Here is a 25,378-nt window from a genome sequence, read left to right on the forward strand (position 1 = left end):
CGCTGCCCTCGCGCCCCCGGGGGGGGCCGGCGCGGGCCGGCCTCACCCCCCCCCCCCCGCGCGGCGCCCCCCGGCGCCCCGCGGGGCCCCCCCCCCGGGGGGGGGCCCCCGCCCCTCGGTCAAGTCGGCGATCAGCGGCCGAAGTTGAACCAGTTCACGTTCACGAAGTCCTGCGACTGCCCGCTGGTGAAGGTCAGATAGACGTCATGGGTGCCGGTGACCTGGCTCATGTTCATGGGCACCGTCCGCCAGGACTGCCAGCCACCGGTGTTGGCGATCGAGAAGTTGGCGACCGGTGCGCTCGTCCGGCTGTCGAGTCTGACCTCGACCAGACCGCTCACCCCGCTGTTGGCGCCGGAGGCGACCCTGGCGATGAACTGGGTGGCCGCCGTGGAGCCGAAGTTGACGTTCTGGAACAGCGCCCAGTCACCGTTGGCCAGGGAGCCGATGTTCTGGCCGCCGCCGGTGTCGGTCGTGGTCTCGGTGAGGGTGCCGCTCTGGCTGTTGTACGACTCGGCCTGGATGGCGCTGTACGCGTCACGGGTGCCGGTCGGCGGAGGGGTGGTGCCCCCGCCCGCCGACAGCACCTGGACGTAGTCGACGACCATCGGGACACCGGACCGGGTGTCGCCGTCCAGGCCGCCGCCGAACGCGTCCGGGAAGGCGCCGCCCATCGCCACGTTCAGGATGATGAAGAACCCGTGGTTGGTGGCGTTGGACCAGGTGGTGGCGTCGACCTGGTTCGCGTTGACCGAATGGAACTGGGTGCCGTCGACGGAGAACCGGATGGTCTCGGGGGTCACCGAGCGGTCCCACTCCATGGTGTACGTGTGGAAGCCGGACTGGCAGGTGGTGTTGGGGCAGGCGGTGGAGTTGCCGATGCCGGTCGTCTCGTTGCACGGGCCGCCCGGGTTGGTGCCGCAGTGCATCGTGGCCCAGACCTGGTTGCGGCCCTGGACGTTCTCCATGATGTCCAGCTCGCCGACGCTCGGCCAGTTCTGGTAGTTGCCCCGATACGGGGCGCCCAGCATCCAGAACGCCGGCCAGTAGCCCTCGGCGGCCGTCCCGGTGACGTTCGGCATCTGGATACGGGACTCGACCCGCAGCTTGCCGCCCGCCGGGGGCTGGAAGTCGGTGCGGTTGGTCTCGATCCGGCCCGAGGTCCACCGGCCCGCCGAGTCACGGACCGGGGTGATACGGAGATTGCCGTTGCCGTCGAGCGACACGTTGCTGGTGCTGTTCGTCATCGTCTCGACCTCGCCGGTGCCCCAGTTGGCGGGGCCGCCGGGATAGGAAGTCCCGGTCGCGTACTGCCAGTTGGAGGTGGAGACGCCGGTGCCGGCGGTGCCGTTGAAGTCGTCGACGAAGACCTGGGTCCAGCCGGCGGGCGGGGTGGGGGCGGCTCCCTGCGCGGTCGTCGCCCACGCGGTGGCCAGCGCCAACGCGCCGGCCATGGCGAGGAACACGCGCCTGAGCGGGCGACGGCGTCCGCGGGGTATGCCGGAGGTTTCACTCATAGCGGCCTCTTCGGGTGTACGGAGTGAAGTGCGCGGGTGGGGGGAGCGCTCCGTGGAGTCCCGTCCTGAGAGCGCTCTCAGAGAAGAGCGTGCGGTCAATGTGCGCTCCGGCGCTGCGGTCGTCAAGAGTTAAAGCGGAGAAAGTCCCTACGGGAGGGGCGTGTTCACCAGGTGAAGATCGGCCGTTCTCGGGCGGTATCCCGCCAAGCGGGTGGAACGGCGGCCGGCCGGCTCCGAGCGGTGGCGCTCAGTCCCCGGCGGCGGACACCGAAGGCCGGACCGGATCGTCCGGGCTCACCGAGAGCGCCGTGTCCCCGGCCACCGCCACGACCGCGTCGTCCACGAGCAGCACCCGGGGCGGGGCCTCCGCCGCGATGTCCCCCGGGTCGTCGAGCGCGTCCGTACGCCACAACTCGGCGCCCGCACCGCTGTCCAGGGCCAGCAGCCGGCCGAACCGGTTGGCGAAGTAGATCTCGCCGCGCGCCTTCGACACCACCGGAGCGGACAGGTTCTCCATGTCGGTGGACCGCTCCCACAGCTCCTTGCCGCTGCTCGCCGACACGGCGGTGACTGACCCGTTGGTCCGCACGAAGTACACGACCCCGCCCACCAGCGTCGCCGAGCCGCGCAGCGCCCGCTCCAACGGGATCCGGGTGACCTCCCCCGTGCCCGGGTCCACCCGCAGGAGCGCGTTGTACGGCCGCTCGTACCCGGCCTGGTACACCTCCTCGGTGGTCTCCGCGGCGAGGAACAGCGGCCGTCCGTCGACGGCGCCCAGGGGGAGCGACTTCCTGGCCAGCGGGGCGAGTTCCCGCCGTGTGCCGTCCTCCGGATCGAGCCGCACGAGCGTGAACGGGCTGGTGTCGAGGAACTCGCGGCCCTTCCAGCACAGTTCGTACGGATCGTCGCCGAGCACCCGTGGCACACAGCTCACGTCGTCGGGCACGGGCGTCCGCCACAGTTCGGCGCCCGCCGTGTCGTAGGCGACCAGCCGCCGGTGGTCGGGCGCGAGAGCGAGGATGCCGCCGTCGTAGAGGTAGGCCGGGTCACTGGCGCTGATGGGCCGGGCCCAGCGCTGCTTCCCGGTCGCGGTGTCCAGGGCCACCAGGCGCCGGGTGGTGGTGTCGGGTTCCGCGTACACGAAGACCAGGCCGTCCCGCACACCGACGGGGTGCGAGGTCTGGGGCAGGGTGCCGTACCGCCAGCCCATCGCGCCGGTGGCGGCGTCCACCTTCGCGACGACGAAGCCCGTACCGCCGCAGTACAGGTCCGTTCCGTCCGTCAGACACCCCGGTTCCTGGTAGCCGGTCGCGACGTACTCGGCGGGGAAGCCCTCGTCGTTCCGCAGCGGCGTACGCCACGGCTGCCAGCCCTCGGGGAGCGACAAGGAACGGTAGCGGGCGCCGGTGTCGGCGGCGGACGATGTCGAGTTGTCCTCGAACGCCGCGTACCCGAGCAGCCCCGCGCTCAGCGCGGAGACGGTGAGGGCGGCGCCGAGGCCGACGAGGACCAACTGCCATGTGGCGCGACGCCTCGGGCGGCGGGGGCCGTCCGCCGGGTGGTCGTCGGCGCGTCGGTCGCCGACGCGTCGGTCGTCGGCAGGTCGGTCGTTCGCCGTCTTGTCGTACGGCCCTCCGACGCCTGCCCGCCCGGCGTCCGTCTGTCCGGCGTCCGTATGTCCCTGGTCCGTTCGTCCTTGGCCCGTGCGCCCTTGGTCCCCTCGCCCCTGGTCCGTCAGCCGGTCGAACGGCGCGGGCGCCGGACCGGCGACGACGTGGCCGGTGGCGGGGGAGGCCGGCAACTCCAGGAACAGGCGGTGCAGTTCGGTGAGGTCCGGGCGGGCCGTCGGGTCCTTGTCCAGGCAGCGTTCGGCGATGGCGCGCAGCGGCTCGGGCACCGCGTCCAGCTTCGGAGCCTCGAACATGACCTGGTAGCCCGCCAGATAGGGGCTCTCCGCCTTGAACGGGCTGTGCCCGCTGGCCGCGTACACCAGCAGCGAGCCCAGGGAGAACACGTCCGACGAGGCGGTGACGTCCCTCGGCGAGCGCAGTTGCTCCGGCGACATGAACGGCGGCGTGCCGATCACCCGGCCGGTCACGGTGAGGGGAAGGTTGTCGCCGGCGCGCGAGATGCCGAAGTCGATGACGCGCGGGCCGTCCTCGGCCATGAGGACGTTCGCCGGCTTCAGATCCCGGTGCACGACACCGGCCCGATGGATGTCCCGCAGCGCCTCGACGAGCCCGAGCGCGAGGCCGCGGACGCGGGCCACGTCCAGCGGACCCTCCTTGCTCACCAGATCGAAGAGGGTCGGGCCCGGCACGTACAGCGTCGCCATCCACGGCCGGTTCGCCCCCGGGTCGGCGTCCACCACGGGGGTCGTGAACGCCCCGCTCACCCGGCGCGCCGCCGCGACCTCCTGGCGGAACCGGGACCGGAACTCCTCGTCGTCGCAGTACTGGGCGTGCACCAGCTTGAGCGCGACCAGCCGCCCCGACGCGGACCGGGCGAGATACACGACGCCCATACCGCCCGAGCCGAGCCGGTCCTCCAGGACGTACCCGTCCACGACGGTGGGATCGTCGTCCCTCAGCGGCATTTCCCACCACGCTCTTGTCCGACGGCAGCTGCGCCGCATCAGCCTAGGGGATGGGGGAGCGGAGGCCGGACCAGGGGCGCTCGCCCGGCCGTACCCCGCTCGGCCGTACCCCGCATATTCGATGGCTCCCCCCGATGCGACCCGTTACCTTCCCCTCATGGCGATGACTCATGGCACGTGCGCGGACCGGTTCGCGGCGGTGCGCGAGGCCCTCGCGGCCTCGCTGGACGGCAAGGACGTGGGGGCCTCGGTCGCCGTGTACGTGGACGGTGAGCCGGTCGTCGACCTCTGGGGCGGGTACGCCGACGAGGCCCGCACCACCCCGTGGGAGCGGGACACCCTCACCCATGTCTGGTCCACCACCAAGACGATGACGGCCCTGTGCGTGCTGATGCTCGCCGACCGTGGCCTACTGGACCTCGACGCGCCCGTGGCGGCGTACTGGCCCGAGTTCGCGGCGGCGGGCAAGGAGGACGTACGCGTCCGGCATGTGCTCGCGCACACGGCCGGGCTGCCCCGCTTCGAGGCGCCCACGACGCTGGAGGACCTGTACGACTGGCCGACGGCCACCTCCCGGCTCGCCGCGCAGGCACCGGCCTGGGAGCCCGGCACCGAGGCCGGCTACCACGCGGTCACCCAGGGGTATCTGCTCGGGGAGATCGTCCGCCGGGTCACCGGCCGCAGCCTGGGCACCTTCCTCGCCGAGGAGGTCACAGGACCGCTGGGCGCGGACTTCCACATCGGGCTCCCCGCCGAGCACGACCACCGGGTGGCGCCGATCATCCCGCCGCCCTCCTCCCCGCCCCGGGGCGGCCCGCCGCCCAACCCCGCCATCCCGGACGGCACCGCGAACACGACCGCCTGGCGTCGCGCCGAGATCCCGGCCGCGAACGGTCACGGCAACGCCCGCTCGGTCGCGGCCGTGCAGTCGCTGCTGGCCTGCGGCGGCGCGGCCCGCGGGGTGCGGCTGCTGTCGGAGAAGGGGTGCGAGCGGGTCTTCGAGGAGCAGTTCGACGGCACGGACAGCGTCCTGCGCGTCCCGATGCGCTACGGCATGGGTTACGGCCTGAACGGCGGCCAACTGCCCAACCCCCGCACCTGTTTCTGGGGCGGCTGGGGCGGCTCGATCGTCCTGGTCGACCTCGACACCCGGATGACCGTGGCGTACGTACCGAACCAGATGATCGACGAGGGCCTCGGCGACGACCGGGGCTTCATGATCCTCGCGGCCGTCTACGAGGGCCTGTCGGCCTGAACGACCTGACGGCGAAGCCGGATCGGCGACACCACCGCACGGGCACGATCGCCGCACGGGGCACGATCACCGCATCGGCGCCATCACCGCACCGGCCCCGGGGAAACCCCGGGGCCGGTGCGAGGCGAGGCACGGGCCTCTGGCAAGATCAACCGTTCTCGGTGGAACCAGAACCCCGCATTCCCCCTCTCTAGGGTCGGGGGCGCACAGGTGATCACCGCGGCCCCGCCGACCTGCCGCAACAAGGTGTTCATGCCCTGTGCATGGTGTTGCTCCGAGAGCCCCGTCCACCATCGGATCACGACCAGTCGCCGATCATCGCCCAGGAGTCCGCATGCCCAGCCGCCGTCGTTTTCTCGCCGGGACCGCCGTCGTCGGCGCGACCGGGGCGGCGGCCGGCTGTGTCGCGCCCGAGGGGCGCAGGGCCGGGGCCCGCGAGGTCGCCGCCCCGGAGGTGAGCCGGCCGTCCGCGCCGGTCGTGCCCGCCGCCCGCACCCCGTCGAAGCGGCTCAACTTCGTGGTCGTCCTCGCCGACGACCTCGGCTACGGCGAACTCGGCTCCTACGGCCAGAAGCTGATCGACACCCCGCGCCTGGACGCCCTGGCCGCCGAGGGACTCCGCTTCACCGACGCCTACGCCGCCGCCCCGGTCTGCGCCCCTTCCCGCTGCTCCCTGCTCACCGGGCTGCACAGCGGCCACGCCACCGTCCGTGAGAACCCCTGGGGTCCGGGCGGCCAGGGCGCGCTCACCGAACAGGACTTCACCTTCGCCGAGGCCCTGCGCGCCCTCGGCTACCGCACCGGCCTCATCGGCAAATGGGGCTTCGGCCCCGAGCGCCCGGACCAGCCCAGCCACCCCAACTCCCGTGGCTTCGAGCAGTTCTACGGCTATCTGACCCACAAGCACGCGCACGAGTACTACCCGACGTACCTCTGGGACAACGGCGAGAAGCGGGACATCCCCGAGAACCGGGACGGCGCCCGCGAGGTCTACGCCCCCGACCTGATCGAGGACCGGGCGCTCGGCTTCGTCGACGCCCACAAGGACGAGCCCTTCCTGCTGTTCCTCGCCCCGACCGTGCCGCACGCCCCGAGCCTCGACCCGGACCTCGGCGCGTACGCCGACGAGCCCTGGACCCGCCCGAACAAGGCGCACGCGGCCCAGGTCACCGGCCTGGACACCCTCGTCGGCAGGCTCGTGGACCGGCTCAGGGCGCACGGCATCGACCGGCGCACCGTCGTCCTCGTCACCAGCGACAACGGCCCGCACGAGGAGGGCGGCACCGACCCCGACCTCTTCGACGGCAACGGCCCGCTGCGCGGCTACAAACGCAACCTGTACGAGGGCGGCATCCGCGTCCCCCTCATAGCCTGGTCCCCGCAGCGCGTCCCGGTCGGCACCACCGACCGGCCGACCCCGCTGATCGACCTGCTGCCGACCCTCGCCGAACTCGCCGGCGCGCCCGCCCCGTCGGACATCGACGGCCTCTCGGCGGCACCGCTGCTGCGCGCCGGCGGCGCCGAGGCCGCGCGCCACGACCATCTGTACTTCTACCGCAACCACAGCGGGGCCACCGCGCGCGCCGACCGGGTCGACGGCGGCCGGGCCCGGCGGCTGGCCGAGGCCGTGCGGCGCGGCGACCTCAAGGCGGTGCGGTTCGCGCCCGGCCAGAACCGGAAGGCACCCGACGACCGGTGGGAGGTCGAGCTGTACGACCTCGCCCGGGATCCCGGCGAGCAGCGGGACCTCGCGGCGGCACGGCCCGCCCAGGCCGACGCGCTGGTGAAGCTGATGCGGTCCTCCTGGGTGGACGACTACCGGCGCGAGCCCTACGGCGTCACCCTCCAAGTGGCCCGCAGGAACGGCAGGTTCCTCGTCACCGCGGCCTTCGCCAACGGCTCCGCCCGCCCCTGGACCGCCGCCCGCCTCGCCCTCACCGCGCCGAACAGCTGGCAGGTGCGGGGCCTCGGCGCGGTCACCACGGACCGCATCCGCCCCGGCGGCCGGTTCACCGCCCGCTGGGAGGTCACCCCGGCCGCCGACGCAGACCAGGGCCGGCTGACGGTCCGGGGCACCGCCACGCACGCGGGTGCCCCGGTGACGTACACGGCACAGGCGTCGGCCGGGAAGTAGGCCGTCAGGAGGCGGACGTGCCCCGGCCCGGGATCAGCGACCCCCGGCGGGGTTCGTCCGGCTGCCAGCCAAGGGCCCGGGAGATCCCGCGTGCCGCCACCCGTACGGCGGGCGTCAACACCGGTACCTGGGCGCCCTCCTGGGGCACTACGACCGACACGGCGGCGACCACGGCCCCGCCGGGACCGCGGACCGGGGCGGCCACCGACAGCGCGTCCTCGGTGACCTGACGGCTGCTCACCGCCACGCCCGTGCGCCGGACTTCGGCGAGTACGCGCCGCAACCGGGGCGCGTCGGCGATGGTGTACGGCGTGAAGGCGGCCAACTGCCCCTGGCAGTAGGTCTCCTGGGACGCGGGGTCGCCGTGGGCGAGGAGCGCGAGGCCCACCCCCGTGGCGTGCAGGGGCCAGCGGCCGCCGACCCGGATGTGGACGCCGACGGCCGAACGCCCGGACAGCCACTCGATGTAGACGACCTCGTCACCGTCCCGTACGGCGAGCTGCACGTTCTCGTGCGTGGCCTCGTACAGGTCCTCCAGGTACGGCAGCGCGATCTGGCGCAGTGCGAGGCCGCGCGGGGCGAGCGCCGCGAGCTCCCAGAGCCGGAGCCCGACGTGGTAGATCCCGGACGCGTCCCGCTCCAGGGCGCCCCACTCGGTGAGCGCGCCCACCAGCCGATGGGCCGTGGTGAGGGTGAGCCCGGCCCGGCGGCTGATGTCGGTCAGGGAGAGCCCCGGATGGTCGTGGTCGAAGGCGGCCAGCACGGCGAGCAGCCGGTCGGGGGCGGAGCGGGCGGCTCCCGCCGCCGCGGTCCCCGGCGGCGCGGTGTCGGCTGATGAGGTTCCGGGCGGTGCGGTTTCCGGTGGCACGGTCTCCCGCGACGGCAGCGCGTCGGTGGTCATCGGCATGGCGTCGTCACCCCAGTCCGGCCTCGGCGACCTTCTGCAGCAGTACGTGGAGCGCGTCGCGCTCGGCGGCGTCCAGGGGCTCCAGCAGTTCGTTCGTGACGCGCTGTCCGGCCTCGTCGGTGTCGCGCAGGAAGGACCGGCCGTCCTCGGTCAGGACGATGATCCGGCTGCGGCGGTCGTCGGGGGAGGGGCGCCGCTCGGCGAAGCCCAGCTTCTCCAGGTCGTCCACCAGACCGACGATCGCACTCGGGTCGTAGCCGAGCGAGGCGCTCAGCTCGCGCTGGAGCGCGCCCGGGGAGGTGGCGAGGAAGCGCAGCAGCGCGTAGTGCCGCAGCCGCAGTCCCGACTCCTGGAGGGAGGAGTTGAACAGCTGCCCGGACCGCAGCCCCAGGCGGTACAGCAGATAGCCCGTGTCCGCGTGCAGGCCGCGCATCCACGGCTCGTGCGCGTCGATCGAGGCGGCGTCCTGCGTCTGCTGGCGGGCGATGGCGGGCTCCCTGGTCGAGGCCCCCGAGCAGGGGCGGCGCGTCCGTACCGCACCAGCATGACGCAACGCCCGGGGAACAACAACTATTGACGTCAACAACTATTGCTCTTAACTTCGATTTCGTAGCCGCACCGCCACTCGAAGGGACCCCACTCGTGTCCAGCATCGATCTCACCGGCAAGGTCGCCGTCGTCACGGGCAGTGGCCGTGGCCTCGGCCTGGCCTACGCACAGGCCCTCGCCGCCGCCGGCGCCTCCGTCGTCGTCAACGACATCGACGAGGCCGTGGCGGAGGCGGCCGTGAAGTCCATCACCGAGGCGGGCGGCAAGGCCGTCGCCGAGGTCGTCGCCGTCGGTACGTCCGAGGCGGCCGACCGGCTGGTGGGCCGTGCGGTGGAGGAGTTCGGGCGGCTGGACGTCCTGGTCACCAACGCGGGCATCCTGCGCGACAAGGTGCTGTGGAAGATGTCCGACGACGACTTCGACGCGGTGATCGGCACCCACCTCAAGGGCACCTTCACCTGCGCCCGTGCCGCCGCGATCCGGATGCGCGAGCAGGGCGAGGGCGGCTCCCTGATCCTCGTCGGCTCCCCGGCCGGCCAGCGCGGCAACTTCGGCCAGACCAACTACTCCGCCGCCAAGGCCGGCATCGTGGGCTTCGCCCGTACCTGGGCGATGGAGCTGGGCCGCGCGAACATCACGGTCAACGCGATCGTCCCGGTCGCCGCCACCGCGATGACCGAGACCATCCCGTTCTTCGCCCCGTACGTGGAGGCGCTGCGCGAGGGCAAGCCGTTCCCGGAGTTCCTGCGCAAGGGCGAGGGCTTCGGCACCCCCGAGGACTGCGCGGCCCTGATCCCCTTCCTCGCCTCCGAGGCGGCGCGCGGGGTCACCGGCCAGGCCATCGGCATCGGCGGCGACAAGGTGGCACTCTGGTCGCATCCGCAGGAGATCAAGACGGCGTACGCGAACGGCGGCTGGACCCCCGAGGCCCTCGCCGACGTCTGGCCGACCTCGCTGGGTGCCGAGCCGCAGACCGTGGGCGTCCCCGCCCCGAAGATCCCGGAGGCGTGATGAGCTCCGCAACCCCCGCGACTCCCGTCATGAACGTGGACGAGCTGGTCGCCATCGATGTCCACACCCACGCCGAGGTGTCGTCGAAGAAGGGCACCTCGTCCCTGGACGACGAACTGCACGACGCCTCGTCCGCGTACTTCAAGGTCGAGGGCAAGCGGAAGCCCACCCTGGAGGAGACGGCCGCCTACTACCGGGAGCGGAAGACGGCCGCCGTGATCTTCACGGTGGACGCCGAGTCCGCGACCGGCACCGAGCCCGTCCCCAACGAGGAGGTCGCCGAGGCCGCCGCCGCCAACGCGGACGTGCTGATCCCCTTCGCCTCCATCGACCCCTTCCGCGGCAGGGCCGGCGTCAAGCAGGCCCGCCGCCTGGTCGAGGAGTACGGGGTGAAGGGCTTCAAGTTCCACCCCAGCGTCCAGGGCTTCTTCCCCAACGACCGCGCGGTGGCGTACGCCCTGTACGAGGTCATCGAGGAGACCGGCACGATCGCCCTCTTCCACACCGGCCAGACGGGCATCGGCGCGGGCGTCCCCGGCGGCGGTGGCATCCGCCTGAAGTACTCCAACCCGCTGCACGTGGACGACGTGGCGGCCGACTTCCCGCACCTCAAGATCATCCTGGCGCACCCCTCCTTCCCCTGGCAGGACGAGGCGCTCGCGGTGGCCACGCACAAGCCGGGCGTGCACATCGATCTGTCCGGCTGGTCGCCGAAGTACTTCCCGCCGCAGCTCGTGCAGTACGCGAACACCCTGCTCAAGGACAAGGTCCTCTTCGGCTCCGACTACCCCGTCCTCACCCCCGACCGCTGGCTCGCCGACTTCGAGAAGCTGCCGATCAAGGACGAGGTCAGGCCGAAGATCCTGAAGGACAACGCCGCCCGGCTGCTCGGCCTGACGAAACCGTAGAGGACGCAGATGGACCTCCCCATGTGCAATGACGGACAGGGGCACAGACATGCGCAATGAGGGACTGGGGTCGTGGCCCGCCCGCCGGGCCCGCAAGACCCCCCAGCGCACCGCGCTGATCCACGGCGACACGCGCCTCACCTACGGGGAGCTGTACGAGCGCACCACGCGCCTCGCCCACGCCCTGCGCGCCTCCGGCGTACGCCGGGGCGACCGCATCGCCTATCTGGGGCCCAACCACCCCTCGTACCTGGAGACACTGTTCGCCGCCGGCACCCTCGGCGCGGTCTTCGTCCCGCTCAACACCCGCCTCGCGGGCCCCGAGATCGCCTACCAGCTGGCGGACTCCGGGGCCAAGGCACTGGTGTACGGGCCCGCCTTCACCGGGCTCGTCGCGGGACTGCCGGGCGACACCGACGTCCGTACGTTCGTGGAGACCGGCCCGGAGTACGAGGCGCTGCTCGCCGGGGCCGACGCCGAGCCCATCGACCAGCCCGTCACCGCCGACGACACCTGCATCATCATGTACACCTCGGGGACGACGGGCCGCCCCAAGGGCGCGATGCTCACGCACGGCAACATCATCTGGAACGCCGTCAACGTGCTCGTCGACCAGGACGTCATCACCGACGAACGCGCCCTGGTCTCCGCCCCGTTGTTCCACACGGCCGGGCTGAACATGCTCACCCTGCCCGTGCTCCTCAAGGGCGGCACCTGCGTCCTGGTGGAGGCCTTCGCCCCGGAGGCCACCTTCGACCTGATCGAACGGCACCGGATCACCTTCATGTTCGGCGTGCCGACCATGTTCGACCAGGTGGCCCGGCATCCGCGCTGGGCCGACGCCGACCTGTCGTCGCTGCGGATGCTGTCCTGCGGCGGCTCCCCGGTACCGACCCCGCTCATCGCCAAGTTCCAGGAGCGCGGGCTCACCTTCCTCCAGGGCTACGGCATGACGGAGGCGGCCCCCGGCACGCTCTTCCTCGACGCCGAGCACGCGGTCAGCAAGGCCGGTTCGGCGGGCGTACCGCACTTCTTCAGCGATGTGCGCGTCGTACGGCCGGACATGACCCCGGTCGACATCGACGAGCCCGGCGAGGTCGTGGTCCGCGGACCGCACGTCATGCCCGGCTACTGGGGGCTGCCCGAGGAGACGGCCGCGGTCTTCGCCGACGGCTGGTTCCGCAGCGGGGACGCCGCCCGGGTCGACGAGGACGGCTATGTCTTCATCGTCGACCGCATCAAGGACATGATCATCTCCGGGGGCGAGAACATCTACCCCGCCGAGATCGAGGACCAGCTCCTCGCCCACCCGGACATCGTCGAGTGCGCGGTCATCGGCGTCCCCGACGACAAGTGGGGCGAGGTGCCGCGCGCCGTGGTCGTGCCCCGCGAGGGCTGCGCCCTGGACGCCGACGAGGTACTGGCCTCGCTCGCCGGGCGGCTCGCCAAGTACAAGATCCCGAAGTCGGTGGTGATCGCGGACGAACTGCCGCGCACCGCCTCCGGAAAGCTCCTCAAGGCCCGGGTGCGCAAGCGCTACGGCACCGGCGCGTAGCGCGCGACTCCCCAGGCCCCGACTCTCAGTTAAGGAACGTCATATGAGCATCACCGTGAACGGCATCGACGAACTCAAGAAGCTCGCCGGCAGCGACCTCGGCACCAGTGAGTGGATCGAGGTCACCCAGGAGCGCATCGACACGTTCGCCGACGCGACCGGGGACCACCAGTGGATCCACGTCGACCCCGTGAAGGCGGCCGAGGGCCCCTTCGGCGCGCCGATCGCCCACGGCTATCTGACCCTGTCGCTGTTCATCCCGCTGTTCACCGAGCTGCTGGACGTCGAGGGTGTGTCGACGAAGGTCAACTACGGCCTGAACAAGGTGCGTTTCCCCTCCCCGGTGAAGGTCGGCTCGAAGATCCGCCTGGTCGGCAAGCTGGCCTCGGTGGAGGACGTACCGGGCGGGGTGCAGATCACCGTCGACGGCACGATCGAGATCGAGGGCGCCCCCAAGCCGGCGGCCGTGCTGCAGAGCCTGTCCCGGTTCTACGCCTGAGAGCTCCCGGGGGCCGTGGAGCCGTGAGAACGCCGTGGGGCGGAGCACCTCGAAAGGTGCTCCGCCCCACCGCTGTTCTGCTGGGACGGCGTTGGGACGCCATGGGGACGGTCGTCAGCGATCCGTTACAGATGTGAGAGAAGTTGACGGGATTTCGGCGGTCTGTTTCTGGCACAGTGTGCTCGGGTGCGGGGATCGGGGGATCCAGGGGGCCGCTCTCTCATCTCCGTACACATCGCGCCGCCGTCTGACCCACGCGCGGCGCCGCCGTTCAGCACGGCAGCAAGTGAAAAAGGGGGGACGCCCGTGTCCGCGTGCACGGAGTCCGAGCGGTTCGCCGCCTGTCTGCGCTCTCTCAAGGAGCGATCGGGACTCAGTTATGCGGCGCTCGCCGCGAAGGCCGGAACAAGTGGATCCAGCGTGCACCGCTACTGCCTGGGCGGTTCGGTCCCGCAGGACTACGGCACCGTCCACCGCCTGGCGGTGGCCTGCGGTGCCACCCCGGAGGAGCTACGGACGCTGCACCGCCTGTGGGCCGTGGCGGACGCCGCCCTCACGGAATCGGGGCCCACGGCGCCGGAGTCCAAGGCGCCGGAGTCCAAGGAGCCGGAGTCCAAGGCGCCGGAGTCCGCGAAGCCGTCGACGCCGACCGAGCCGGAGGCCGCCACACCGGAGCCGGTCGTCGGGCCCTCGGAGTCTTCCCCGGAAGTGTCGGAGCCCTCGCGCGGCTCCGGTGCCGTGGGGTGGCGCGCTCGGCGGATCCGCGTCGGTGTGGCCGTCGGGCTGTCGGTGCTGTTCCTCGGCGGGATCGCCTGGACCCTGCCGTCGGGCTCGTCCCCGGACGGCGGCGGTGCGGGCAAAGGCGCCGGGGAAGGGCGGAAGAAGGACAGCCGGCCGCTCTTCTCGGCGGCGTGCCGGGAGGTGGTGGCCATGGGCCAGCACGACACCTGCGTCCGCGAGGTGCAGCGACTGCTGCACACCAAGGGCGCGGTGATCGGCGTGGACGGCGACTTCGGACCGCAGACCCTGCGCCGTGTGACCGCCTTCCAGGTGTTCGCGGGGATCGAACCGCCCAACGGCGTGGTCGGCGACACCACCAAGAAGGCGCTGTACGAGTCCGAGGCGCGCATGGACACCTGGGACCCCGACAAGGTGCGGCAGCGGATCCGTGAGGTGTTCACCGAGGAGCCGGACCGGGCGGTCGCGATCGCCGACTGCCAGTCCTTCCTCGACCCGCTGCACATCCTCCCGAACACCAACGGCACCCGGAACTGGGGCGTGTTCCAGATATCCGACGCCCGGCTGAGGGAACTGGGCGGTACGCCCCGCAAGGCGCTCGACCCGGAGTGGAACATCCGTGCGGCGAAACGTTTGTGGAGCCAGGAGCGGGACTTCGGCAACTGGCCGCACTGCGACCGGGCGTTCAGTCCGAGTCCGTCCCCCTCGCCGTAGGGTCGGTCCCCTCGCCGTAGTGGTCCGGGAGCGCGGGGGAACTGCGGGCCGGATCCGGCCGGTCGCGCAGTTCCCCCGCGCCCCTGAAGGGCGCTGATGCTCAACTCACGTCCACGAACACCGGGTTGGAGTAGAACCAGGTGTCCTCCCACGGGTCCCCGTCACCCGGCGCGTGCGGGATCGGGCCGTGCGGGTCCACGGAGGCGCCCAGGTAGCCGGCGCCGTTCCTGTTGCCGTCGCTGCCGCGCAGCCGGAGGTAGAAGGACTCGTCCCCGGCCGTGACCGGGACGCGCAGGGTGTAGGTGCCCTTGCGGCCGCTCACGTCTTTGGTGTGGACGACCTTGGTGGCGGGGGCCCGCCAGGCGTCCCGGTCGGTCACCGGGCCGCGCACCGCGCCCCGGATGACGTCGACATGCGCCAACTCCGGCAGGATTCCCCGGGGGTTGGCGCGGGACGCGGTCGTCACCGTCACGTTCAGGGTGAGCTTCTCGCCCTTGCGGACCCGCAGCCGGCCGCCCAGGGTGACACCGCGCCCGTGGTCGCGGTCGCGCTTCACCCGGACGTCGAGACCGTCGAGCAGATGGCCGTGGTCGACCCAGACGCGGCCCGCGCGCAGCCCGGCCATCACCGAGCGGTAGCCGTAGCGGGTGACGCCGACATGGGTGCGGCTGAACTGGCCGGGCCAGAAGTCGCTGCCGGGCTGCGGGGTGTCGGTGTGCACCGGGTCGGGCAGCTTGCCGGTGTTGTCGAAGTTCTGCCCGGCCGGCCAGTCGCCGTTCTTCCAGGTGTCGAAGACGATCCGGTGGGCGTCCGAGTTGGTGGTGATCGAGAACAGTCTGCCCTCGGCCAGCATGGCGTCCCAGAGGCCGCCCACGGTCGCCGTCGACCAGTCGAAACCGCCGTAGGTGAGGTACGCCTCCGCCGGGTAGCCGGGCCAGGACTGGGCCGACGGCTTGTTCTCGTACTCGCCCCGGATCGAGGTCGTCCCCCGCCAGCCGGGGATCGCCGCGCCCTGGGCACCGGGCGCGCCCTCCATACCGATCATGATCTCGGGGGCCGCGTCCCGCCAGTTCCGCATCTCGTGCGGGGAGTCGATGCCGAGGCGCAGGGGGTGGTTGGCGAGGACGAGGACGTCGTCGACGTAGCCCGAACGGCGTTGCTGGGCAAGCCACTTGATGGCGTTGACGGCGTGCGCCTCGTTGCGGGCGGTGTCCGCGCCGCCCGCGGAACCGTCCGTGTAGCCCAGCAGCTTGCCGTCGTAGGCGCGCTCGAAGCGGGTGAGGAGGTCGACCTCGTGCCGGCCGGGGGTGGTGAAGACCGTGCAGTGCTCGGCGGCCGGGATGTACCACTCCAGGCCCTGGAAGATCAGCTGCCGAGGGTTCTCGGCGCGGGCCTTCAGGATCTCCTTGTGTTCCAGCGCGGCCCCGAAGTCGGCGTGCCCGAAGTTGGAGTGCTCGGTGAACACCATCCAGTCGAGGCCGTACTCGGCTCCCGCGGCGGCCAGTTGGGAGAACGTGTACTTGGCGTCGTGGCTGTAGACGGTGTGGATGTGGTGGTCGCCGACGAGATAGGCGAGACGTGGGTCCTCGCCCCCGTAGTGACGGGACGTCGCGGAGGCCGGTGCCGCCAGGGCGCCGGCGGAGCCCATCGCGAAGGCGGCCCCGAACAGGCCCGCGCCGCGCAGGAGGCCGCGCCGCGACACCCCTTGCGCGTCGAGATCGGTGGGGGAGACGGACGGATCGGCCCAGGTGGGCAACTGCTGCTCGGGTGTGCCGGACAGGTCGGACATGGTCTGTGGGATTCCTTCGCGCTCAGTGGTTCGCGTCAGCGGTTCGTCTCTGCGGTTCGTCTCTGCGGTTCGTCTCAGTGGTTCATGAACGACTTGACGGGCAGCGCCCGTTCGACGATGCGGACGTCACCGAGGCGCCCGTGCAGGATCTGGTCGATCTTTCCGGCGTACTCGTAGCCACCGAGGATCCACGGCAGGCCCACCGAGGTCAGCCCGACGGCGTTCGCCTTCGGGTTGCGTACCACCGGGCAGCCCTGGACGTAGAGCGTGGTGTGCTTGCCGTCGTTGACGACCGCCAGGTGCCACCACGTCTCCAACGGGGTCTCCTGGCCCCAGTTGGTCGCGATGCCCTGCTGGTTGAGCGGGCGTACCGCCCACTGCGGCTCGCGGTCGTTCGACAGCGACAGCGTGGCCAACGGCTCGTCCGGGTCGTCGGCGGTCTTGCCCGCCGCGCCGCCGGTGCCGGTCCGCCCGAGGACGCCGGCCCAGGCGTGGTTCGAGGGGTTCCAGTCGGCGGGCAGCCGGTAGAACGCCTCGATGGTGTAACCGTCCTCGAACGTCGCCGAGTTGAGCGGCGCCCCGTCGACCGTCCGCAGATACGCGCCCTTCAGCGGGGGCTTCCCGCCGTGGAACTCCAGGCTGCCGTGGCCGGGCTGGTCCGGGTGGTGGTCGGCGGACCAGGTGAGCGTGCCGCCGCCGACCGTGACCAGGCTGAGGTCGTTGCCGCGCCCCGAGCGGTCACGGACGGTGCCGCTGACGACAGCCCCGTCCTCCTGCCCGTCGAACCGCCAGTACGCGACCGTGCCGGGCACCAGCATCTTCGACACGGGGCGGGCCGCCCGCGCGGGCACCGGCGCGAAACCGGCGAACCGCTTCTCGAAGTCGATGTCGACGGTGAACCGGTCGGCGTCGCCGGAGAGTTCGCTCTCCTGCCGCTCCAGCTCGTTGAGCCCCTTGCCTGCCCGGCCCAGGATCCACGGGGAGACCGTCTCCACGTCGATGGTGTTCCGGTCGAGGTCGAAGCGGTACAGGCGGATCATCGCCGCGCCGCCGAAGTACCGGTTCTGGTAGTTGGTGAGGTGCAGATGGACATCGTTGTCGGCGGTGTTCTTCCGCGTCGCGCGCGCCGCCGGCCAGTAGTGCCCGTTGAGGGTGAGGAAGATCTGGTCGTGGTCCTTGATCAGCCGGTCCCAGAGCGTCTGCCCGTACGACGAGAGGGAGTCGTCCCCGTCGACCAGCTCGTGCGTGGTGAGGACGACCGGTGTCCTCGGGTGCCGGGCCAGGACGTCCTTCGCCCAGGCGAAGCCCTTCGCGGAGAGCCGCCAGTCCAGCGCGAGCACCATCCACTGCCGGCCGCCCGCCTCGAAGAGGTGGAAGGAGTTGTAGCCGTCCGGGGAGGCGCCCCCGAAGGACGACTTCCCCTTGAACCGGGCGGGGCCGAAGACATCGAGGTACGGGGTCGAGCCCCGCTGGTCGTCGGTGGACGAGCGGACGTCGTGGTTGCCCGCGAGGACGCTGTAGCCGACGCCCTTGCGGTCGAGGATCCGGAAGGCCTCGCCGATCGCCGCGCACTCCTCCTTGGCGCCGTTCTGGGTGAGGTCGCCCAGGTGGGAGAGGAAGACGATGTTCTCCTCCCGCTCCTCCTCCAGCAGATAGCGCAGCGACGCCTCGACGGGCGCCTTGTCGATGCTCGGCCCGTCGAAGAGGTACTGGGTGTCGGGCATGACGGCGAGCGTGAACCGGCGGCTGTCCCGGTCGGGCCGCCGGCGGCCGGTGGGCGCGGCGGCGGTGCCCTCGGCGGCGGCCCGCGCGGTACCGGCAGCCGGCAGCACGGCGGCGGCCGCACCCATCAGCGCGGTCGCCCGCAGGAAGTTGCGTCGGCCGGCGCCGGCCTGCGGGGCCGCCTCGCCCTGGTCGTGCTCATGCGAAGTACACACGTGTGCTCCGTAGGAAGGTCCGTGAGAGGAGGAAGGGGGGAGGGGGGTGGGATCAGAGGGCCCTCAGCGTCCATGACCAGCGGTGGACGCCCGGCGGGACGAGATACTCGGGCGAGGTGTCGGGTCCGCACGAGGCGGTGCCCAGTCCCCGGTGCGCCGCGTCGATGTGGACCACGCAGCCCGGCCGGGGCGCCAGTTCGTCGTGGTGCGCGGCGGCGGTGAGGTCCTCCGCGCGGTGACGGGTGACCGAGACCTGGCGGGGTCCGTCCAGCCGTACCGACAGCACATGGTCGTCGCCGGAGAGCGTGAAGTGCCGTACTCCGTGCCGGCCCCCGCTCTCCTGCGGTCGCAGATAAGGGGTGAACAGCCCGTCCACGGGGGCCGAGTGATGACCGACGGGCGCACCGGCCGCACGGTCCGGGTAGCTTTCCCAGGGGCCCTGCCCGTACCAGGCGAGGCGGTCGAAGCCGGCGCCGGTCTCGAACACCGTGCCCACCCGGGCCACGTCCGTCAGCTCCTCGGGCAGGACGGCCGTCTCCTCGACGAGCACCCGGCCGTCCACCAGCGCCGTGAACGCCTGCTCGTGCTCGACGGCCCCGGCACCCGTCGCCCACCGGGACCGGACCCGTACGGTCGACCCCTTGCGCTCCATGGCGACCAGCTCGCGCTCGGCGCGGTCCAGGCCCAGCGTGCGCCAGCGCTCGGCCATGCCGCCGAGGACGTCGTTGTCGGTCGGGGCCCGCCACAGGCTGAGCACCGGCGGGGAGGCGAGCAGCGGGTGCAGCAGCAGCCCGGCCTCGTCGGTCTCCGGCGGCGGGATGTGCCCGAGGTCCTCCTCGGCGCCCACCACCGGCTCGCCCTCGTCCGGCTCGTACCACTGGACCTGGGGGAGGCACACCTCGGTGCCGCGCGGCGCCCAGGGTTCGTCGGCGGCCGTCGTCACCCGCAGCGTCAGCCAGACCTCGCCCGCCCCGCCCGGCACCTCGGGCCGGTCGATGACGGCCGAGCCGCCGGGCGGTACGTCGGGCAGCCGGGCCGGCAGCGTCCAGGTGCCGCCGTCGGCCGCCGTGAACTCCCACTCGGCGGCCAGCCACGACAGATCGCGGAAGTGCTGCCGGTTGTGCACCCGCAGCACCCGCCAGGTGCCCTCGCCCTCCACGGACAGCCGCACCGGGGCGGCGATCTCCCGGTGCTCGAACATCACCGGCTTGGGCGTGCGGTCGGGGAAGACGACCCCGTCGGCGATGAAGGCGCCGTCGTGGATCGTCTCGCCGAAGTCGCCGCCGTAGGCCCAGCGCAGGCCGGGTCCGGCGACGCCGTTCTCGTACAGCCCGGTACCCCCGCGCCCGGCCGGTCGTCCGTCGTTCACATGCTGGAGGATGCCGTGGTCCCAGAACTCCCAGATGAACCCGCCCTGAAGACCCGGGGTTGCCTCGATGGCGGCCCACGTGTCGGCGAGGGTGCCGTTGCTGTTGCCCATGGCGTGCGAGTACTCGCACTGGATCAGCGGCCTGGTCTGCTCGCCCGACAGCGCGTGCGCCACACAGTCCTCGATGGGCGCGTACATCGGGCAGGCGATGTCGGAGGCGTCGTCCGTGGCCGCCCAGTCCAGCTTCGCCGCGCCCTCGTACTGCACCGGCCGGGTCGGGTCGTGCCGTCGCAGCCAGCCGGCCGCCGCGTCGTGGTTCGCCCCGTAGTCGGACTCGTTGCCCAGCGACCAGACGATCACCGACGGATGGTTCTTGTCCCGCAGCACCATCCGCGAGACCCGGTCCACGAACGCGTTCAGATAGCGCGGGTCGTCGGCGATCTCATGGGCGTGGTCGTGCGACTCGATGTCCGCCTCGTCGACGACGTAGAAGCCGAGTTCGTCCGTGAGGTCGTACAGGGCCGGGTCACCCGGATAGTGCGAGGTGCGGACCGCGTTGAAGCCGAACCGCTTCAGCGTCAGCAGATCGGCGCGCATGTCCTCGTACGACACCGTCCGGCCGGTCAGCGGATGGAAGTCGTGCCGGTTCACGCCCCGGATGTAGACGCGCTCCCCGTTGACCAGCAGATCCCGGCCCCGGATCTCGACGTCGCGGAAGCCGACCCGGTGGTGCGAGGTGTCGGCGACCGTGCCGTCGGCGCGGTGCAGCCGGACGGTGAGGTCGTACAGCACGGGGGTCTCGGCGTTCCAGGTCCGTACGCCGGGGACGACCGTCCCCATCCGGGCCTCGCCGAGGAAGTCGGAGACCCGCTCGTCCTGCGCGTTGAACCGGTCGAACTCCCGGTCCTGGGCCAGCTCCAGACCGTCCAGTTCCGGACCGTTCAGCTCCCCGCCGACGTACCACCCGGCGGGCAGCGCGCCCGTCGCCGTCCCCGCCGCCGAGCGCACCCGGCAGTCCACCCGCAGCTCCCCGTCCCGGTGGGCCCGTACGGTCACGTCCGCGAGATACAGCGGATCGGTGGCGTACAGCAGCACCGGGCGGGTGATGCCGCCGAGCCACCACTGGTCCTGGTCCTCGATGTGCGCGGCGTCGGACCACTTCACCACCGTGAGCCGCACGGTGGCCCTCTCCCCGGGGCGGACCAGGCCGGAGAGGTCGAACTCGGCGGCCAGATGGGAGTCCTTGGAGACACCGGCGGGCCGCCCGTCCACATGGACGAGCAGCACGCTCTCGGCGGCGCCGACGTGCAGCACGATCCGGCGGCCGGCCCAGTCGGCGGGTATGTCGACCTCCCGCTCGTACACACCGGTCGGGTTCTCGGGCGGAGAGTCCGGCGGGAACTGGGGCCACGGCATCCGGACGTTGGTGTACTGCGGCGGGTCCTGCGCCACCTGGAGGGCCCAGGAACCGGGGAGTTCGGCCCAGGACCAGCCGGGGCCGGGTTCCCGCTCGGGCGACGGCAGCAGCTGGAACCGCCACCGGCCGTCGAGCGACAGCGCCCGGTCCCGCCGGTCGACGGCGTTCATGGGCAGCCGCCCCCAGGAGGTCACCTCGGGTGACTCCCAGGGGCGCAGGACGAAGAGTGCGTCGGTCATGACCGTTCCGAAGTAGGCGGTGACGAGGGGGACAAGAGGGACGAGGGTGACAAGGCGGAGGTGGCCGGCCGGGGCAGGACGCGGCCCCGCAGGCCCCAGGCGGGGTCGACGGGGATGCCGAGACGGTCCAGGACGGTGGGGGCGATGTCGATGAGGCGGGGTGTGTCCAGCAGTCCGCCGCCGGGCATCCCCGGCTCGGCGAGGACGACGAAGACCTCCCGCTCGGCGCGCGTGTCGCCGCCGTGGCCGCCGGCGTCGAGGTGGCCGTGGTCGGTGGTGACCAGGACCGTCCAGTGCTCGTCCGCCCGGGCGGGGTCGCGGCGCCGGGCGTCGATCGTGTCCAGCAGCCGCCCGAGATGGGCGTCCTGGGCGAGGAGGGCCCGGTCGTAGGCGGGACCGAGCGGGCCCGTGGTGTGCCCGGCCTCGTCGGTGGCGCCGAAGTACACGAACACGGCGTCCGGGTCCTCCTCCGTGAGCCGGCGCACGGCGGCGTCGGCGACGAGCCGGTCGGCGGCCTCGTAGCCGTCGGACTCCCCGTCGTACCGCACACGCTCACCGATGGCGGGGCCCAGGGTGCCGCGGTCGACCAGTTCCGGCCAGGACACCGCGGCCAGCGTGCGCAGACCGGGCCGCGCGGTGGCGGCCCGGCTGAGGAAGTCGGGGTGGCGGGCGTAGTCGGCGCCGGTGAAGTCGTTGCCGGTCACCCCGTGCCCGTCGGGCCACACCCCGGTCAGCACGCTCGACCAGCCGGGGCCGGAGTCGGTGTAGGCCATGCTGGTGGACGGCCCGCCCTCGGCCTGGCCGTCCACCTCGCCGTAAGGCAGCAGGCTGCTGCCGTGGGCGCCCGAGGCCATCAGCGCGTGCAGCACGGGCGCCGTGGCCGGCGGGCGCGGCGGGCCGGGGACCGCCCCGGCCGGAGACCGGGGGAGGGGCAGCCGGTCGTAACGCACCCCGTCCATCCCCACCACGAGCACCTTGCCGCGCCCCGGCCGTACCGATCCGCCCGCGTCCACCATCGCGCACCTCTCCCGGAAGCGGTCAGCTGCCCTGTACCGCGCCCTCGGTGGCGCCCGCGATGAACCCGCGCGCGAAGATCGCGAAGACCACGACCAGCGGGATGGACGCCATGAGAACACCGGCCATGACCATGCTGTAGTTGGTGTTGTGGCCGACGTTGAGCTGCGCCAGCTCCACCTGGAGCGTGACGTGGTCGGGGTTGGTCAGCACGATGAGGGGCCAGACGTAGTCGTTCCAGGCGCCGACGAAGGCGTAGATGGCGAGGAAGGACAACGCGGGCTTGATCATCGGCAGCGCGACGTTCCAGTACTGACGGAAGAAGCCGGCGCCGTCGATGCGTGCCGCGTCCAGCAGTTCGTCGGGCACCCCGTTCTCGATGTACTGGCGCAGCCAGAAGATGCCGAAGGCGTTGGAGAGGGCGGGCCAGACCAGCGCCTTGAGCATGCCGACCCAGCCGAGCTCGGACATCAGGATGAACTGCGGCAGGACGGCCAGCTGGAGCGGCAGCATCATGAACACCAGCAGGGTGGCGAACAGGATCTTGCGCCCGGGGAACTCGAACTTGGCGAAGGCGAAGGCCGCGAGGGAGTCGACGAACAGCACCAGGACCGTGGTGACACAGGCGATGACGATCGTGTTGAGCATCGACCCGAAGAAGTCGACCGTGTCGAGCACACCCCGGACGTTCTCCAGGAGATGGGAGCCGAAGGTCAACTTCGGTGGGCTCTTGTAGATGTCACGGGTGGTGTTGGTCGCCATCACGATCGTCCACACGAACGGGAAGACCGAGATCAGGACGGCGAGGATCAGGAAGACGTGCGCGGACAGGCCCTTGGGGCGGCGCGACCGCTTCGTGCCCGTGGCCGGCCGCGGCGTGACGGCTGTCGTCATGACTTCCTCCCTCGTTGCACGATGCGCCAGTTGATGACGACGAGCACGATGATCAGTACGAAGAAGGCCCACACGATGGCCGCGCCGTAGCCGTAGTCGTTGTCGAGGAAGGCCGACTGGTAGAAGTACAGCAGCGTGGTCAGACCCGCCTGGCCCGGGCCGCCGAGGTTCTGGTTGGCGGCGTTGCTGGCGAAGAGGACCTGGGGTTCGCTGAAGCTCTGCAGACCGTTGATGGTCGAGATGACGACGGTGAACAGGATGATCGGCCGCATGATCGGGACGGTGATCTGGAAGAAGGTGCGGATGGGGCCCGCGCCGTCCATCCTGGCCGCCTCGTAGACCGAGGTGGGGATGGCCTGGAGGCCGGCCAGGTAGATGATCATGTTGTAGCCGGTCCACATCCAGGTCATCAGCAGGGCGATGACCACCTTGATCAGCCAGGGGTTGCTCAGCCAGGGCACAGGGGAGATGCCGACCATGCCCAGGATCGCGTTGACCAGGCCGAAGTCATTGCTGAACACCGCGCCGAAGAAGATCGCCACGGCCACGATCGACGTCACGTTCGGGACGTAGAGGGCGATGCGGTAGAAGCCCTTGAAGCGGCGCACCGAGTGCAGCAACGTCGCCAGGACCAGGGCGCCGAAGAGCGTGGGGACGGTGGACAGGACCCAGATGATCAGGGTGTTGCGGATCGAGAGCCAGAAGACCGGGTCGCTCCAGAGGAACTCGAACTGCTGGAGGCCCACGAACTGCTTGGTGCCCAGGCCGTCGTAGCGCTGGAAGGACAGATACAGCGAATAGAAGACGGGGACGAACGAGAAGACGATGAAGATCAGATAGAAGGGCGAGATCGCCAGGTACTGCCGCCAGTACGACAGCACCCCGCGACGCTTGGGCCGCGCGACGCCCGCGGGCGGGGTGCGCCGCGGGCGGAAGCGGGCCGGGCCCGGCCCGCCACGGTGCTCAGGCACCGTGGCGGGGCCGGTGACCGGAGGTGATGACACCTCAGTTCACCCCCTGTCGCCTGGCGATCTGCTTGGCCTGGGAGACCGCGTCCTTCCAGGCGTCGTCGGGCTTCTTGCCCTTGGCCTCGATGCTGGTCAGCTCGGCCATGAAGGGGGCCATGACCGCCGAGTCGGCCGGGGCCTCGTAGCTCACGGGGATGGCCTCGGCGGCCGGGCCGAAGACCTCGATGATCTTCTGTCCGCCGAAGAAGGCGTCGGGGCCCGTCATGGCCGGCATCGCGTACGTCTCCGGGGAGGCGGGGAAGATCGCGGCGTCGGTGAAGCTCTTGGCGTTGTTGTCGGGGCTGAGGATCCAGCTGATGATCTTGAAAGCCTCTTCGGGGTTCCGGCACTGCTTGGGCAGCGTCAGGTAGGAGCCGCCCTGGTTGGCCGGCCCGCCCGGGGTCGCGCAGACCCGCCACTTGCCCTTGGTGTTCGGCGCGGCCGACTCGATGTCCAGCGCGTGCCAGGCGGCGCCGACCTCGGTGGTCAGGCTCTTGCCGACGGCGGCGTTCCAGCTCTGGTCGTTGATCTTGGCGTCGAGGCCGAGCGTGTAGGCGCGGATCGCGTTGTCCCAGGCGGCGCGGATGTGGTCCTGGTCGCCGATGAAGTGGTTGTCCTTGTCGATGAACCGTGTGGTGCCCTGGCCGACCGCGATGCTGAACACCGAGCCCATGTTGTTGATCAGGAAGGTGCCGGGCAGCGCCTTCTTCAGTTCGGTGCCGAGCGCGAAGTAGTCCTCCCAGGTCTTCGCCTCGGCGGCGACCTTGGCCGGGTCGCTGGGCAGCCCCGCCTTGTCGAACTGGTCCGCGCGGTAGAAGAGCGCGGTGGGGCCGATGTCGATCGGGAACCCGATCTGCTTGCCGTCCTCGGTCTGGGCGAGCTTGGTCTTCCACTCCAGGTACTGGGAGGAGATCTTCTTGAAGCCCAGGTCGTTCAGGTCGAGGAAGCGGTCGGCGTTGGGCAGGAAGGAGGCGATGTCCTCGCCCTTGATGCCGGTGATGTCCGGGACGGAGGAGCCGCCCGCCGCGAGGGTGGTGGTGAGCTTCTGCTTGAAGTCGCCGCCGATGGAGGAACTCGTCAGCTTGATCTGGCTCTTGAAGTGCGTCTTGGCCTCGGCGACCACCTTGTCGCTGAGGGCTCCGCCCCAGTACCACATGGTGAGGTCCTTGCCGTTCTTGGTGCCGCCGGATTCCGAGTCGCCGCCACAGGCGACGGTCAGGCCGGAGGCCGCCGCGGTGAACACGGCAGCCTGGAGGAAGCCTCTACGAGAAAGGTCCACGGGTCACTCCTGTTTGTTCCTGTTCGTGGTACTTCGGGGCAATTTTCTGG

The 25,378-nt window shown here is 71.4% G+C and carries 18 protein-coding genes; 7 read left to right on the forward strand and 11 right to left on the reverse strand.

Features of this window, described 5'->3' with window-relative positions:
• Positions 1-131: 131 nt before the first annotated feature.
• A complete protein-coding gene (locus ABT147_RS43470) occupies positions 132-1,517 on the reverse strand; it encodes a glycoside hydrolase family 16 protein (protein ID WP_351417223.1) in 1,386 nt (461 codons plus the stop codon).
• Between the two features lie 247 nt (positions 1,518-1,764).
• Positions 1,765-4,113: a protein kinase domain-containing protein gene (locus tag ABT147_RS43475; protein WP_351417225.1), complete on the reverse strand. Its 2,349-nt coding sequence runs from the start codon at positions 4,111-4,113 to the stop codon at positions 1,765-1,767.
• Between the two features lie 157 nt (positions 4,114-4,270).
• Between ABT147_RS43475 and ABT147_RS43480 the strand changes: the two genes are divergently transcribed.
• A complete protein-coding gene (locus ABT147_RS43480; protein ID WP_351417228.1) occupies positions 4,271-5,368 on the forward strand; it encodes a serine hydrolase domain-containing protein in 1,098 nt (365 codons plus the stop codon).
• Between the two features lie 334 nt (positions 5,369-5,702).
• The gene (locus tag ABT147_RS43485) at positions 5,703-7,502 is read left to right on the forward strand and encodes a sulfatase-like hydrolase/transferase (protein WP_351417230.1); all 1,800 of its coding nucleotides are present in this window, start codon (positions 5,703-5,705) and stop codon (positions 7,500-7,502) included.
• A 4-nt stretch (positions 7,503-7,506) separates the two neighbouring features.
• Here ABT147_RS43485 and ABT147_RS43490 read toward each other — a convergent pair whose 3' ends face one another.
• Together ABT147_RS43490 and ABT147_RS43495 are read right to left on the reverse strand one after the other, a co-directional pair.
• Positions 7,507-8,409 carry an IclR family transcriptional regulator gene (locus ABT147_RS43490; RefSeq protein WP_351417233.1) on the reverse strand — a complete coding sequence of 301 codons (903 nt, stop codon included), beginning with the start codon at positions 8,407-8,409 and terminating at the stop codon, positions 7,507-7,509.
• A gap of 7 nt (positions 8,410-8,416) precedes the next feature.
• Positions 8,417-8,842: a MarR family winged helix-turn-helix transcriptional regulator gene (locus tag ABT147_RS43495; RefSeq protein ID WP_200301175.1), complete on the reverse strand. Its 426-nt coding sequence runs from the start codon at positions 8,840-8,842 to the stop codon at positions 8,417-8,419.
• Between the two features lie 209 nt (positions 8,843-9,051).
• Here ABT147_RS43495 and ABT147_RS43500 point away from each other — a divergent pair, with 209 nt between their 5' ends.
• From ABT147_RS43500 to ABT147_RS43520, 5 genes are all read left to right on the forward strand, one after another.
• Positions 9,052-9,969 (forward strand): SDR family NAD(P)-dependent oxidoreductase, encoded by a 918-nt coding sequence (locus ABT147_RS43500; protein ID WP_351417236.1) that lies wholly within the window; start codon positions 9,052-9,054, stop codon positions 9,967-9,969.
• Between the two features lie 29 nt (positions 9,970-9,998).
• Positions 9,999-10,877, forward strand: a complete 879-nt coding sequence (locus ABT147_RS43505) for an amidohydrolase family protein (protein ID WP_351417281.1) — start codon at positions 9,999-10,001, stop codon at positions 10,875-10,877.
• A 49-nt stretch (positions 10,878-10,926) separates the two neighbouring features.
• Positions 10,927-12,432 carry an o-succinylbenzoate--CoA ligase gene (gene menE, locus ABT147_RS43510; RefSeq protein WP_351417238.1) on the forward strand — a complete coding sequence of 502 codons (1,506 nt, stop codon included), beginning with the start codon at positions 10,927-10,929 and terminating at the stop codon, positions 12,430-12,432.
• A 43-nt stretch (positions 12,433-12,475) separates the two neighbouring features.
• Positions 12,476-12,931 (forward strand): MaoC family dehydratase, encoded by a 456-nt coding sequence (locus ABT147_RS43515; protein WP_351417241.1) that lies wholly within the window; start codon positions 12,476-12,478, stop codon positions 12,929-12,931.
• A 306-nt stretch (positions 12,932-13,237) separates the two neighbouring features.
• Complete coding sequence (locus tag ABT147_RS43520; protein ID WP_351417243.1) at positions 13,238-14,383, forward strand: helix-turn-helix domain-containing protein; 1,146 nt, start codon at positions 13,238-13,240, stop codon at positions 14,381-14,383.
• A 100-nt stretch (positions 14,384-14,483) separates the two neighbouring features.
• Here ABT147_RS43520 and ABT147_RS43525 read toward each other — a convergent pair whose 3' ends face one another.
• The 7 genes from ABT147_RS43525 to ABT147_RS43555 all read right to left on the reverse strand — a co-directional run bounded on the left by ABT147_RS43525 (position 14,484) and on the right by ABT147_RS43555 (position 25,328).
• Positions 14,484-16,172: a PHP domain-containing protein gene (locus ABT147_RS43525; protein ID WP_351417246.1), complete on the reverse strand. Its 1,689-nt coding sequence runs from the start codon at positions 16,170-16,172 to the stop codon at positions 14,484-14,486.
• A 74-nt stretch (positions 16,173-16,246) separates the two neighbouring features.
• Positions 16,247-18,109: a LamG-like jellyroll fold domain-containing protein gene (locus ABT147_RS43530; protein WP_351417249.1), complete on the reverse strand. Its 1,863-nt coding sequence runs from the start codon at positions 18,107-18,109 to the stop codon at positions 16,247-16,249.
• Between the two features lie 52 nt (positions 18,110-18,161).
• Positions 18,162-21,134 (reverse strand): glycoside hydrolase family 2 TIM barrel-domain containing protein, encoded by a 2,973-nt coding sequence (locus ABT147_RS43535; RefSeq protein ID WP_351417251.1) that lies wholly within the window; start codon positions 21,132-21,134, stop codon positions 18,162-18,164.
• Entirely contained in the window at positions 21,131-22,150 is a 1,020-nt protein-coding gene (locus tag ABT147_RS43540; protein ID WP_351417253.1) for an alkaline phosphatase family protein, read from the reverse strand. The genes ABT147_RS43535 and ABT147_RS43540 overlap by 4 nt, the downstream gene beginning before the upstream one ends.
• 22 nt (positions 22,151-22,172) lie before the next feature.
• Positions 22,173-23,042: a carbohydrate ABC transporter permease gene (locus ABT147_RS43545; RefSeq protein WP_351417256.1), complete on the reverse strand. Its 870-nt coding sequence runs from the start codon at positions 23,040-23,042 to the stop codon at positions 22,173-22,175.
• The gene (locus tag ABT147_RS43550) at positions 23,039-23,923 is read right to left on the reverse strand and encodes a carbohydrate ABC transporter permease (protein ID WP_351417284.1); all 885 of its coding nucleotides are present in this window, start codon (positions 23,921-23,923) and stop codon (positions 23,039-23,041) included. Before ABT147_RS43550 ends, ABT147_RS43545 begins: the two co-directional genes overlap by 4 nt.
• 124 nt (positions 23,924-24,047) lie before the next feature.
• Entirely contained in the window at positions 24,048-25,328 is a 1,281-nt protein-coding gene (locus tag ABT147_RS43555) for an ABC transporter substrate-binding protein (protein ID WP_351417259.1), read from the reverse strand.
• Positions 25,329-25,378: the final 50 nt, after the last annotated feature.

The organism is Streptomyces sp. NPDC001868, from assembly GCF_040297125.1.
Classification (GTDB): domain Bacteria; phylum Actinomycetota; class Actinomycetes; order Streptomycetales; family Streptomycetaceae; genus Streptomyces.